Here is a 13,512-nt window from a genome sequence, read left to right as displayed (position 1 = left end):
CCCACCGCCCCGGCAGGGCACCCGCGAACGAACGATGCGGCCGGGGGCATCTCGCACCCCGGCCGCACCGCGTCTCTCTCGCGCCCGACGGCGCCCCTCGTCAGCGCTTCAGCCGCAGCGTCACCAGCTGGAAGGGGCGCAGGTCGAGCTCGACCGCGCCGCCCGCGACGTTCGACACCGCGACGGCGTCGGTCTCGCGTTCGAGCAGATCGGTCTCGATGACGCCGTCGACCTCGAAGCCCGCCTCGAGCCGCGCGTGCGAGCGCTGTCCGAGGGCCTCGTACAGGCGCACGATCACGTCTCCCGAGCCGTCCTGCGCGAGCTTGACCGCCTCGACGACCACGCCGGGCTCGTCGATCGCGACGAGCGGGGCGACCGACTCCTCGGCCGCGTCGGCCACGACGCGGGCCGGCAGGTTGGTGCGGTAGCCCTCGGCCACCGCGTCGACCACGTCGGCGCCGACGACGATGCCCACCTCGAGGTGATGCGCGCCCTGGTCCTGACCGGGGTCGGGGAAGACCGCCGAGCGGATGATCGACAGGCGCACCAGCGAGTACGTGCCGCCCGCCGCCCGCTCGTGCCGCGTGATGTCGTGGCCGTACGTGGAGTCGTTCGTCACCGCGACGCCGAAGCCGGGCTCGGCGACACGCACCCAGCGGTGCGCGGCGGTCTCGAAACGCGCGGCATCCCACGACGTGTTCGTGTGGGTCGGGCGCACGATGTGCCCGAACTGGATCTCGGATGCCGCGCGGTCGGTGTGCACGTCGACGGGGACGCCGAGCTTGAGCAGCTTCTGCTGCTCGTGCCAGTCGACGTCGAGCGACAGACGCACCGTGCGCGCCCCCTCGCCGAGCGCGATGCGCGTGACGAGAGCGGACTCGCCGAAGGATCGCTCGACGACGAGGGCGTCACCCTCGATGCGCACGCTGTCGGCCGCGTCGAGGGGCGTGACGTGTCGGCGGTACGTCTCGTCGATGTCCCACGCGTCCCACTGGGTGGGCGTGTCACGGAACACCTCGAACAGTCCCGCCACCTGCCCCGCCGGGACGACCTCGCGACCGGATGCCAGATCCACGAGCGAGACGATCAGGCCCCGGCCGTCGATCTCGGCGCGCACGATGCCGTTGTCGAGCACGAACGCCTCGCCCGCGGCGCGCGGGGCGACGTCGCCCGCGGGCGTGACGGGGGCGATCGCGAGCGCGGGGGCGCCGGCGCGACGGTGCGGGGCGGCGTTGGCCACGACCGAGCGGTCGCCGGTGCCCACGAGGGCGCGGAGGCTGTCGGCGATGACCTGTTCGAGCTCGGCGGCGATGGCATCGTAATTGCGCTCGGCGTCGCGGTGCACCCAGGCGATCGAGGTGCCGGGCAGGATGTCGTGGAACTGCTGCAGCAGCACCAGACGCCACAGCCGCTGGAACGTCTCGGCCGGGTAGGCGGCCCCCGTGCGCACGGTCGCGGTCGCCGCCCACAGCTCCGCCTCACGCAGCAGGTGCTCGCTGCGACGGTTGCCCTGCTTGGTGCGGAGCTGGCTGGTGTAGGTGCCGCGGTGGAACTCGAGGTACAGCTCCCCCGCCCACACGGCCGGGTCGGCGTACTCGGCCTCGGCCGTCTCGAAGAACTCCCGCGGGGTGGAGTGCTTCACGATCGGCGCGCCCTCGAGCGAGTGCGTGCGGGCGATCGTCGCGGTCATCTCGCGGGTGGGTCCGCCGCCGCCGTCGCCGAAGCCGTAGGGCAGGAGCGAGGTGCGCGCACGACCCTTGTCCGAGAAGTTGCGCTCGGCGTGGGCGAGGTCGGCCGCGGTGACCTCGGAGTTGTACTTGTCGACCGGCGGGAAGTGGGTGAAGATGCGCGAGCCGTCGATGCCCTCCCAGCGGAAGGTGTGGTGCGGGATGCGGTTGGTCTCGTTCCACGAGATCTTCTGCGTGAGGAACCAGCGCGCCCCCGCGGCCTTCATGATCTGCGGCAGCGCGCCGCTGTAACCGAACGAGTCGGGGAGCCACACCTCTTCGGTGTCGATGCCGAACTCGTCGAGGAAGAACGTCTTGCCCTCGACGAACTGACGGGCCATGGCCTCGCCGCCGACCATGTTGGTGTCGGATTCGACCCACATGCCGCCCACGGGCACGAAGCGCCCCTCGGCGACACGGGCCTTCAGCCGCTCCCAGAGGGCCGGGTAGTGCTCCTTCATCCAGGCGAACTGCTGCGCCGACGAGCTCGCGAACACGAACTCGGGGTCTTCGTCCATGAGCGAGAGCACGTTGCTGAACGTGCGCGAGACCTTGCGAGCGGTCTCGCGCACCGGCCAGAGCCAGGCCGAGTCGATGTGGGCGTGGCCGACGGCGTGCAGCACGTGCGCACTGGATGCCGCGGGCGCGGCCATCAGCGGAGCCAGCACCTCGCGGGCGACCGGGGCCGTGCCCGCGACGTCGTCGGGATCGACCGCGTCGATCGCGGCATCCATGCCCTGCAGCAGGGTCGCGCGGCGCGCGGAGGTCGCGTCGAGCTCGGCGAGCAGGCCCTGCAGCAGACGGAAGTCCTGCAGCAGCTCCCACACGGCGAGGTCGCGCAGACCGATCGACATGTCGCGGAGCGTATAGAGAGGAGCGTCGCCCGCGGTCGCGAGGTCGCCCAGGTGCGTGGGCTCGAACGTGAAGAGGCTCCCCACGTCGGGGTTCGACGCGGCCTCGACGAGCACGTCGACGCGGCCGTCGGCGTCGAGGGCCGCCGGGGTGGCGTTGTTGAACGGCGAGACGCCCTTGATCGGCGCCCCGTCACGGTTCCAGACGAGGGCCTCGCACTGGAAGCCGCTCTGGCCGGCGGTGAAGCCGAGGTCGATGACCAGCTCGGCCACCGTGCCCTCGGGCAGGTCGCCCGCGGCATCGCGCCAGTGGGTCGGGATCCGACCCGACACGGCGAACCAGGTGGTCCCCCACGCCCGGCCCCACGGCGTGCCGACGGCGAAGGGACGGTATGCGGCATCCCGGGCCTCGGCGAAGGTCACGGGCTCGCCCGGGGCCTCCCAGGCCGAGACGTCGAGGGGTTCGCGGGTGCGGTAGACGGCGGGGGCGAGCCGCTCGCGGATGAAGCGGTCGATGCGCATCTCGATGAGCGCGGTGCGGTCGTGCATGGAATGTTCCTTGTCTGGGGGGACGGGTCAGCCCTTGACGGCGCCGGCGAGGGCCGACGGGCCACCGAGGCCGCGCTGCACGAGGACGTACAGACCGAGGACGGGAAGGGAGTAGACGATCGAGTACGCGGCGAGCTGGCCGTACGCCACGGCTCCGAACGACCCGAAGAAGTTGAAGATGCTGACGGCCGCCGGCTGATAGTCGGGGCTGAGCAGCAGCACGAAGGGCACGAAGAAGTTCCCCCACGCCTGGATGAACGTGAAGATGAACACGACCGCGATGCCGGGGCGCATGAGCGGGAGCACGATCTGCACGAGCGTGCGCATCGAACCCGCGCCGTCCATCCACGCGGCGTGCTCGAGCTCGACGGGGACGCCGTCCATGAAGTTCTTCATCATCCAGATCGCGATGGGCAGCGCGCTGGCGGTGAGGAACAGGATCGTCCCGCCGACCGAGTCGATGAGGTTCAGCTGCACGAACAGGCTGTAGACGGGCACCATGATCGCCGTGATCGGCAGGCACGTGCCGAACAGCACCGCGTAGAGGAACGGCTTTCCGACGCGCATCTTGTAGCGCGACAGCGGGTACGCCGCGAGCGACGCGAGCACGACCGTCGCGATCGCGGTGCCACCCGCGAGCATCACGCTGTTCCACAGCGGCAGGAACAGCAGGTCGGGCTTCATCACGGCGGCGAAGTTGTCGAGCGTGACGACCTCGGGCATCTTGATCGCCAGAGTCGGCTGCGCGTCGAGCGAGGCGGTGACCAGCCAGATGAGCGGCACCACGAACAGGATGGCGACGACGATCAGCAGCGTGTTCGAGAGCCAGCTCAGCACGCGGGTGCGGGGCGACGACAGGGACGCCTTCGTGCGCTTCGGTGCTCGGGCGGCGGACCGGGTGCGGCCCGACACCTCGGGGAGTGTGGCGGTGGTCATGACGAGACCTCCTCGCGCAGGGCGCGGACGTAGAAGAAGGAGAAGACCGCACCGATGAGCAGCATGATCGTCGCGATGGCCGTGCCGTAGCCCAGCTCGCCGAACTTCAGACCCTGCTGGTAGGCGAGGATCGGCAGCGTCGTGCTCTTGTTGCCCGGGCCACCGCCGGTCATGACGAAGATCAGGGTGAAGACCGAGAGGGTCTGCAGGGTGACGATCATCGAGTTGGTGCCGATGGTCGAACGGATCATCGGGATCGTGATGAAGAAGAGGCGCTTGATGCCGCTGGCACCGTCGACCTCGGCGGCCTCGGTGATCTCGGGCGGGACGTCGGCGAGGGCGGCCGAGTAGACCATCATCGAGAACGCCGTGCCGCGCCAGATGTTGGCGAAGATGATCATGAGCACCGGCATCGTGAACAGCCAGCTCACCGGCTCCGCACCGAAGATCGCGAGGATGCCGTTGAGCGTGCCGTTGTCGCGGAAGAAGGCGTACGCGGCGAACGCGGCGACGATCTCGGGCAGCACCCACGCGGTCACGACGATCGTGCCGACCACCGCGGTGACGACCCGGTTCGCCGAGCGCATCATGAGCGCCAGAGCGAGGCCGAGCACGTTCTGACCGATCACGGCGGAGAAGAACACGAAGACGATCGTGTTGATCACCGAGACCGGGAAGTCGGGGGCCTGGAAGAGCTGGGTGTAGTTGTCGAACCCGATGAACTCCGAGTCCACGGCCGTCGACCCCGAGAGGGTGGCGTTGGTGAGGGAGCCCCACAGCGACACCAGGATGGGGCCGAGCAGGAACACCGCGAGCAGCAGGGCTGCCGGCAGAAGGGGGAGCGCCCGGGCCGACGACCGGAGGCCGCGCGTCTTCACGCGCGACCCCCGGCCGGTTCCGGTCGCCCCGGGGGAAGCCAGGGCGGTCACGATCAGCCCTGCTGGGTGTTCTCTTCGCCGACGATGCCGATGACGGCCTGGTCGTAGGCGGCGGCGGCGTCATCGACGCTGGACTGGCCGGTCATGACGGCCTCCATGGCGACCTGGATCTGGTTGGAGATCTTGTCGTAGTCCTCGGTGGCGGGGCGGAAGTGCGTGGTGTCGACGAAGCTCGAGAAGGTCTTGAAGCTCGGGTTCGCGTCGAGGTACTCGCTCGACTCGGCGACGTCGGCGCGCACGGCGATCTGGCTGTTGTCGATGCCGTACGCGGTGGCGTTGTCCTTGTTCACCGCGGTCGAGAGGAAGTCCCACGCGGCGTCGGCGTTCTTGGTGTTCTTCCCGATCGCGAGGGTCCAGCCGCCCGACATGCTCGTGGAGCCGGGAGCCTGACCGTCCTGCGTCGGCATGGCGGCGATGCCGAGGGCGTCGCTCCACTCCGGCCACGCGGCCGAGCCGCCCTCGACCCACGCGGCCGACTGCCACGAGCCGTCGAGCGCCATGGCGAGCTTGCCCGACGGCAGCCAATCGGCCGTCACACTGGTGAAGATGTTGGGGTCGAGCGCCTGCTGCAGCGACGGGCCGAGGCCGCCCTGGTAGACGTCGGAGACGAACTGCAGCGAGTCCTTGAAGCCCTGGCTGCCGACGACCCACTTCTTGGCGTCGGTGTCGTAGAGGGTGTCCTCGGTGCCGTAGAGCAGCATCTCGAGGCCCTGCATGGACGCGGCCTCACCGGCGGTCTTGCCGGAGTAGACGTTGAGAGGGATGACGTCGGGGTTCGACGACTTGACCTTCTCGGCGGCCGAGAGCACGTCGTCCCAGGTCTTCGGCTGCCACGGCACGGGGATACCGGCGGCGGTGAAGACGGCCTTATTGTACCAGAGGCCGCGGGTGTCGGTGCCGAGCGAGACGCCGTAGGTCTTGCCGTCGGGGCCGAGGCCGGCCTGCTTGGCGCCCTCGGCGAACTGCGACCAGTCCTCCCACTTCGCGAGGTAGTCGTCGAGGGGCAGCAGGTAGCCGGCGGCCGCGTCGGACTGGATCTTGAACGTGTCTTCGTACTGCACGTCGGGGGCGGTGCTGGCCGACTTGTTCATAAGCGCGAGCTTCGTGTAGTAGTCGGCGCCCTCGGCCTGGATCGGAACGAGCTCGACCGTCATGCCCTCGTGCGCGGCCTCGTACTGCGTCTTGGCGTTCTCCATCAACGTCTGCATCGAGTTGAAGGTCGCCGTGGTCTGGTACGCCACGCGGATGGTGTTCGCGTCGCCCGCGTCGCTGCTGCCGCCGGAGCAGCCGGCCAAGGCCACGGTCAGGGCGGTCGCGGTCAGAAGACCGCCCGCCATCGTCAGTTTCTTCATGGAAGCTCCCTTGCTCGGGTGGAGACACCGCGTCGCCAGAACCTTTTATAAATCAAATGGACTAACTCGGCAAGTCGCGCGGCCACCCGTGACGTAACGATCAGGACACGGCGCGCTATGACCCGCGGGATTCCGGGTCAGATCGCGATCATCATGCGCGCCGGGCGAGCCGCGAAGGCCCCGTCGAGCATGAGGCAGGCGGCGCCGACGGCCGCGACGTCGAGGCCCACGCTCGAGGCGCGGACGACGATCGCCCGCGTCGACGTCGACACCGGGTCGGTCGCCACGCGGGTGGCGACCGTGTCGTGCAGCACCTCGGCCAGACGCTCCCAGACGGGACCCCCCAGCACCACCTCGTCGACGTCGAGCAGATTGTTCGTCACGACCAGCGCGCGCGCGATCCGCTCCCCCGTGCGCTGCAGCACCTCGACGGCGGGAGCGTGCCCATCGCGTGCCTCGCGCACGAGACGGTCGAGATCGGGGCGCGTGTCGTCGGCGGAGACCGCGTCGTAGCCCGCCTCGGCCAACAGCACGCGCGGCTCGATCGAGACCCCGAGGCACCCGCGCGACCCGCACGCGCAGGGCGGTCCGTCGGGATCGACGACCACGTGCGCGATGCCGCCGGCGTTGCCGGTGCGTCCGCGTACCGGAGCGCCCGAGATGGCGACGCCCAGGCCGACTCCGGCGCCGTAGTACAGGAACATCGCGTCGCTCAGCACGTCGGAGCGGTCGAACCACATCTCGCCGATCATGGCCGCGGTGACGTCCTTCTCGACGACGACGGGAAGCCCGGTCACCGCCCCGAGATCCTCGCGGACGTGGACGTTGTGCCACTGCGGCAGCAGGGGCGGGTCGAGCAGCCGGCCCCCGCGCGCGTCGAAGGGGCCCGGGGCCGCGACGCCGACGCCGAGCACGCGTTCCCGCGGGATGCCGGCGCGCTCGACGATGGCGTCGACGGCGGCGCCCACGGCCTCCACGAGCTCAGCGGCATCGGCGTGCGGCAGACGCGGGATCTCGTCGTGCGCGATCACCTCGCCGGCCATGTCGACGACCACGATCGTGTCGACGACGGGGTCGAGGTGCACCCCGACCGCGAAACGCGAGCGCGGCTGCAGCTTGAGCAGGGTGCGGGGCTTTCCCGGTCCCGAGATGACCTTGCCGGCCTCGACGATGAGTCCCTCGTCGGCGAGACGGCGCGTCACGTTGCTCAGCGTCTGGGCGCTCAGCCCCGTGCGTGCCGAGAGCTCCACGCGACTGAGCCCCTCGGGCGAGCGGCGGATGAGGTCGAGCACCAGCGTCTGGTTGTACTCGCCCACGGCGGGCAGGTTGGATCCCGTACGCATGGCCCCCGCCTCCGCTCGTCGGTCCGCGGCGCGGGCCCTGCGCCTCAGATTACGCCCGAGCGGGGATCGACCCCACGCGGCGCAGCGACACCGTGGGAGGTCAGGACTGCAGCGCCAGCGCCGCCGCACCGAGCAACGGACCGTCACCGTCGAGACCCGAACCCACCACGCGGCACCGGCGGGCGTAGGCGTGCAGCGACGCCGCGTGGGCTGCGGCGCGCACCTGATCGACGTAGTCGGGGGCGACCTGGGAGAACCCGCCGGCGATGGCCACCGCCTCGAAGTCGCAGAGCGTCGCCGCCGCCGCGATCGCCTGTCCGACCGCGGTCGCCGAACGGCTCACGGCCGCGATCGCGATCGCGTCTCCCGCGGCGTGCGAGGCCGCCAGGTCGAGTCCCGTCTCGCCCGTCCAGCCCTGGGTGCGCGCCCACGCGACGGTGCCGGGCCCGGCGGCGACGGCCTCGAGCGTGGAGGCCACGACCTCATCGCCCTCGATCGTGCGCACGAAGGTCTGACCGAGGTGCCCCGCGTTGCCGCTCGCACCCGTGACGGGGTGGCCTCCCAGCACGAAGCCCCCGCCGACCCCGGTCGACACCACGATGGCCATCGCGTCGTCGCACCCGACCAGGGCGCCGCGCCAGTGCTCGGCGAGCGCGATGCACGTGCCGTCGAGGGCGAGGTGCAGGGGGCCGTCGACGAGGCCCGCCAGGACGTCGTCGATCGGAAGGCCCGCCGCCAGCGGCAGATTCAGCGGCGAGACCGAGCGCGACGGAAGGTCGACGGGACCGGCGCTGCCCACCCCGATCGCCCCGACGGTGGCCCCGGGGACCGCGGCGAGCGCTTCTTCGGCGGCCGCGCGCACGTTGCTCGCGATGGTCGCGCGATCGTTCTCGCGGCCGGTCGGACGGCGGGTCACGCTCTCGCGCACCACCTCGCCCGAGACCGACACGAGGGCCGCATCGACCTTGGTACCGCCGATGTCGACGGCGAGCACGTGGGTGAAAGCGGGCAGGGACGGGGTGGCATCGGACATGCGCGGCTCCTCGGGTGGATCAACGCTCCCCGATCCTAGGGGCCGGTGCATCGGCCGAGTGACGCCTGGGCACCCGCTGGTTTCGGGCCCCGGTGTCCGCGGCCCGGGTTACGATCAGGTCACGGTGGCCACGACGCGCCTCCGCCCGCGACCCAAGGGATGCCATGGACGAGACGGTCATGCCCGAGGCGGCCTCACGGATGCGCCGCTCCGACACCGCCCCCGCACGCCCCGGGATCGACGAGCCGCTCACCGCGGCGACGTTCGCCCGTCTGACCGGGGAGATCGTCGCATCCATCTCGCGTGTCATCGACGGCAAGCCGGATGCCGTGCGGAGTGCCCTGATCGCGCTGCTGGCCGAGGGCCACCTGCTCATCGAAGACGTGCCGGGCGTGGGTAAGACCATGCTCGCGCGGGCGCTGGCCGCGACCGTCGACGCCGACGTCCGTCGCATCCAGTTCACCCCCGACCTGCTGCCCGGCGACATCACGGGCGTGTCGGTGTTCAACCCGGTCCAGCGGCAGTTCGAATTCACCCCCGGCGCGGTGTTCGCGCACATCGTCATCGCCGACGAGATCAACCGCTCCTCCCCCAAGACGCAGTCGTCGCTGCTCGAGGCGATGGAGGAGCGCCAGGTGACCGTCGACGGGCGCACGCACGTGCTCCCCTCGCCGTTCCTGGTCGTCGCGACCCAGAACCCCCTCGAGATGGAGGGCACGTACGCCCTTCCCGAGGCGCAGCGCGACCGCTTCCTGCTGCGCATCTCGATGGGCTACCCCGATGCCGCGGCCGAGGCGCTCATGCTGCGCCAGCGCGACACGGTCAATCCGCTCGACGCCCTGACGCCCGCCGTCACGGCCAAACAGGTGACCGCGATGATCGCATGGGCCCGCGGTGTTCACCTCGCCCCCGCGCTCGAGGAGTACGTCGTGGCGCTCGCGCAGGCCACCCGCAGCCACCCCGACATCCGTCTGGGCGCCAGCCCGCGCGCGACCCTGCAGCTCGTGCGCGCGGCGAAGGTGCGCGCGGCCCTCGACGGGCGCTCGTACGTCATTCCCGACGACCTCACCGCGCTGCTGTCGCCCGTCTTCGCCCACCGCCTCATCGCCAATCGCTCGGCGGCCGGTGGGCGTGCCGGAGCCGCGGTGGTCGCCGAGGCGCTCGATCGGATCGCCGCCAGCGTGCGCGTGCCGCTCGCCCCGCGACCGTGAGCCCCGCGTGAGTCGACTCTGGCCCTTCACCCTGCGCGGCACGGGGGCGCTGGTGCTGGCGGTGACGTCGTTCGTGGTGGCGCGGCAAGCCGGCATCCCCGAACTGATGTACTTCGGCACGCTGCTCGTCGCGCTGCTCGCGGGTTCGGCCGTCGTGCTGCTGCTGACCCGCGGCGCGGGCGAGGTGACCCGCGCGGTCTCACCCGATGTGCCCGAGGTCGGCGCTCGGGCCGAGGTGGTCGTGCGCGCGGGTCTGCGCAGCGCCCTCCCCGCGTCGGCCGGGCGATGGAGCGACGTCGTTCCCGCCGGCCTCGCGGGGCGCGCCCGGGGCAGCTTCCCCGCCGCCGCCGCGGTGGAGCTGCGTTACGACGTCGTCGGCGCGGCGCGCGGCATCCATTCGCTCGGACCGCTCGAGGTGACCACGACCGATCCGTTCGGGGTGCTCCGGCGACGCCTGCGCCTGGGCCGACCGACCCCCGTCACCGTCGCCCCGGCCGTGATCGACCTCGCGGCCCTGCCGTCAGCGTCGGGAGAGGCCGGGGGAACACGGCAGACCGCCGCGCTGCAGCTGGGGCAAGGGGCCGACAACCTCGTCGCCCGTCCCTACGCGCCCGGCGATTCGATGCGCCGCATCCACTGGCGCGCCACCGCGCACCGCGACATGCTCATGGTGCGCCAGGAGGAGCAGGAGTCCAGCCCCGCGGCGACCGTCGTCCTCGACCGCGCCGTCTCGCGCTGGTCGCCGGCCGCCGCGCTCGCCCCCGCGAGCGACCCCGCGTTCGAGACGGCCGTGAGCGCCTGCGTCTCGGTTCTCGCGCGCCTCGTGCACGAGGGGTACACGGTCGACGTCGTCGACAGCGACGGCACCCTGCTGGTCGACCCCGTCGAGGGCGGCGACGACGTCGAGGCGCGCGCCGCCGCGGCGATGTTCGCCACGCTCACGGCGCGGCCCGACGACGAGTCGCGGCGCGTGCTGCCCGCCTCGGCCGCCGCCCTGCTCGGACCGCTCGTGGTCGTCACGGGCTCGTTGACCCCCGACGACCGCGCGGGCCTCGGATCGACCGCTCCGCGATCGTCTCTCGCGGTGCTGCTCGCGGTGGCCGAGCACACCGAGCTCGACGCCCTACGGCACGCCGGCTGGCGCGCGAGCACCCTGCGACCCCGCGGCGACATCGCCGAGAGCTGGGACGCAGCGATGGAACAGGGGTACGCCCGTGTCGACCGGTGATGTGACGGTGCTGCGCTCCCCGCGGCGCCGACGCGATGCGACACTGCTCAGTATCGGATTGTTCGTCGCCCTCGCCGCGGCGATGCTGCCGGCGTTCTCGGTCATCGCGCCGGGCTCGTGGGTGGCGGGCGCCGCCGGCCTTTCGGCGGCGGTCCTCGCGGCGGGTCTCGGCGTGCGGCTCGCGCGTCTGCCGGCCCTCGCGGCCAGCCTCGTCGAGGTCGTCGTCTGGGTGGTGCTGCTGACGGCGATGTTCGGGCGTCCGACCGCGCTGCTCGGGCTGATCCCGACGCCGGCCACCGTGGCATCCGTTCCCGGACTGCTCGACGCCGCGGCGGAGGAGATCCGCGTCGGCGTGGCCCCGGTGTCGGCCGCCACCGGGCTGAGTTTCCTCTTGGTCGCCGCCTTCGGGGCCCTGGCGATCGTGCTCGATCACGTCGTCCTCACGGCGCGCATGCCCCTGCTCGCGGGCGTGGGACTGGTCGCCGTGTCGCTCATCCCGACGATCGCGATCCCCTCCGACGTCGACGTCTGGAGCTTCGTCGTGCTGGCCGCGGCTCTGCTCTTCCTGCTGCGCATCGACACCCGCGCGCGGGTGCAGGCCGATCCCGTCGCGCGTCGCCCGAGGACTCCGCGCCGTGTCGGCGCGTCGGCGACGGCCCTCGGCGTCGCCGCCGTCGCGGTCATCGTGGCCGTCGTCGCCACCCCCCTGCTGCCCCAGCCCGGCCTGCGCTTCGCCTCGGGCGGCACGGGCGGGGTGGGGACGACCATCAATCCCAACCTCGAACTCGGCAACGACCTGCGTCAGCCGCGCGACGTCGACGTGCTGAGCGTGCGCACGACCGCGCCGTCGGCGCCCTACCTGCGCGCGGTGACCCTGTCGCGCTTCGACGGCTCGGTGTGGCAGCCCGACAGCTCCGACACCGTGCCCGTGCGTGACGACGCACCCGTGTTCGACCCGCTCGTCGTCGACGGCGAGATCGCGGTGGCCGACTGGACCACCGACATCGACGTCGATCAGCTCGACAGCCCCTGGCTGCCCGTGCCCTACCCGGCCTCCACGGTGACGGGTCTGCAGGGCGACTGGCTCGGGATGCCGCAGAACCGCACCGTCGTCTCACGCTCCGGCTCCACACGCGATCAGGTGTACGAGGTGCAGTCGACCGTCGCGCGTCCCACCCTCGAGCAGATCCGCGCGCGGCCGGTCGGCGGCGGCAACCTCGGCGACGCGGTGCGCACGCTCCCGGCGAACGTGCCCGCCATCATCGGCGACACCGCGCGAGAGGTCACGGCGGGCACGCAGAACCCGTACGACGCGCTGATCGCCCTGCAGACCTGGTTCCGCAGCAGCGAGTTCCGCTATTCGCTCGACGCCCCGGTCGACTCGGGCTTCGACGGAGCGGGGCTCGACGCCGTGGCCGATTTCCTGCAGGTGCGCGCGGGGTACTGCGTGCACTACGCCTCGGCGTTCGCCGTGATGGCGCGGACTCTCGACATGCCGTCGCGCATCGTGGTGGGCTACCTCCCGGGTTCGGCGACCGGGACCCCCTCGGACGGACGGACGACCTTCGTCGTCAGCTCCAGCCAGCTGCACGCGTGGCCCGAGGTGTACTTCGAGGGCATCGGATGGGTGCCGTTCGAACCGACGAACAGCCTCGGTGTGCCGACGAACTTCGCCTCGTCGTCGCCCAACGGGGCGTCCAACGCCCCCGCCACGCCGCAGCAGGATGCCGCCACTCCCGGCGCCCAACCGTCGACGGCGCCCTCGCAGGACGGACCCGTCGATGTCGGCGACCAGGACGGCGTCGGCACCGGCGCCGCCGCGGGCCGGGGTGCCGCCTGGGTGCCGGCGGCGCTCGCCGGTCTGCTGGTCGTGCTGCTCGCGGCCACCCCCGCCGTGGTGCGCCTCGTCGTGCGTCGCCGACGTCTGCACGCCGCGCGCGCGGGCGATGCCGTCGCCGCGTGGACCGCCCTGCGCGAAGACGCCGTCGACCTCGGCATCCCCTCGCCCGCCGCCGAGTCGCCCCGCGCGTTCGCGGCGCGGCTGGTCGCCGACCACGGCGCCGATGCCGACGCCCTCGATCTGCTGCGCGCGGCGCTGGAGCAGGTCAGCTACGCCGGAGAGGCGGTCGACCCCTCCGCCGGAGCGGGCCTCTCCGACGCCGTCGACCGGGCGCGCGTCACGCTCGCCGCCGCGGCCTCTCGTCCCCGGCGCCTCGGCGCGCGACTCGTGCCGCGTTCGCTGCTCGTGCGCCCGGGTGCGGCGTCCGCGGAGCGCGAACCCGTCGGACGGTAGGGGGCGGGACCGGTCGCACGTCGAGGCCGAGCTCTGCTCGGAGTCGGCGTC

Annotated in this window: 9 protein-coding genes; 3 read left to right on the top strand and 6 right to left on the bottom strand. The window is 72.0% G+C overall.

What is annotated here, in order from left to right:
- Positions 1–100: 100 nt before the first annotated feature.
- The 6 genes from BJP65_RS13495 to BJP65_RS13470 form a co-directional block, all read right to left on the bottom strand.
- Entirely contained in the window at positions 101–3,127 is a 3,027-nt protein-coding gene (locus BJP65_RS13495; protein WP_070409476.1) for a glycoside hydrolase family 38 C-terminal domain-containing protein, read from the bottom strand.
- A gap of 27 nt (positions 3,128–3,154) precedes the next feature.
- Positions 3,155–4,063, bottom strand: a complete 909-nt coding sequence (locus BJP65_RS13490; RefSeq protein WP_244630687.1) for a carbohydrate ABC transporter permease — start codon at positions 4,061–4,063, stop codon at positions 3,155–3,157.
- The gene (locus BJP65_RS13485; protein WP_070409475.1) at positions 4,060–4,992 is read right to left on the bottom strand and encodes a carbohydrate ABC transporter permease; all 933 of its coding nucleotides are present in this window, start codon (positions 4,990–4,992) and stop codon (positions 4,060–4,062) included. Before BJP65_RS13485 ends, BJP65_RS13490 begins: the two co-directional genes overlap by 4 nt.
- A 2-nt stretch (positions 4,993–4,994) precedes the next feature.
- Positions 4,995–6,353 (bottom strand): extracellular solute-binding protein, encoded by a 1,359-nt coding sequence (locus tag BJP65_RS13480; protein WP_070409474.1) that lies wholly within the window; start codon positions 6,351–6,353, stop codon positions 4,995–4,997.
- Between the two features lie 137 nt (positions 6,354–6,490).
- The gene (locus tag BJP65_RS13475; RefSeq protein WP_070409473.1) at positions 6,491–7,696 is read right to left on the bottom strand and encodes an ROK family transcriptional regulator; all 1,206 of its coding nucleotides are present in this window, start codon (positions 7,694–7,696) and stop codon (positions 6,491–6,493) included.
- A 100-nt stretch (positions 7,697–7,796) separates the two neighbouring features.
- Positions 7,797–8,729, bottom strand: a complete 933-nt coding sequence (locus BJP65_RS13470; protein ID WP_055838521.1) for an ROK family protein — start codon at positions 8,727–8,729, stop codon at positions 7,797–7,799.
- Positions 8,730–8,929: 200 nt separating this feature from the next.
- On the opposite strand from BJP65_RS13470, the gene BJP65_RS13465 reads away from it, so the two are divergent.
- The 3 genes from BJP65_RS13465 to BJP65_RS13455 are packed head-to-tail and all read left to right on the top strand — an operon-like array spanning position 8,930 to position 13,461.
- Positions 8,930–9,940 (top strand): MoxR family ATPase, encoded by a 1,011-nt coding sequence (locus tag BJP65_RS13465; protein WP_055839498.1) that lies wholly within the window; start codon positions 8,930–8,932, stop codon positions 9,938–9,940.
- 7 nt (positions 9,941–9,947) lie between these two features.
- A complete protein-coding gene (locus tag BJP65_RS13460) occupies positions 9,948–11,168 on the top strand; it encodes a DUF58 domain-containing protein (RefSeq protein WP_070409472.1) in 1,221 nt (406 codons plus the stop codon).
- Positions 11,155–13,461, top strand: coding sequence for a DUF3488 and transglutaminase-like domain-containing protein (locus BJP65_RS13455; RefSeq protein WP_258027477.1), 2,307 nt, complete (start codon positions 11,155–11,157; stop codon positions 13,459–13,461). Before BJP65_RS13460 ends, BJP65_RS13455 begins: the two co-directional genes overlap by 14 nt.
- Positions 13,462–13,512: the final 51 nt, after the last annotated feature.

The sequence above is a fragment of the Microbacterium sp. BH-3-3-3 genome (genome assembly GCF_001792815.1).
Lineage (GTDB): Bacteria > Actinomycetota > Actinomycetes > Actinomycetales > Microbacteriaceae > Microbacterium.
This window is presented reverse-complemented; position numbering and strand designations above follow the sequence as displayed.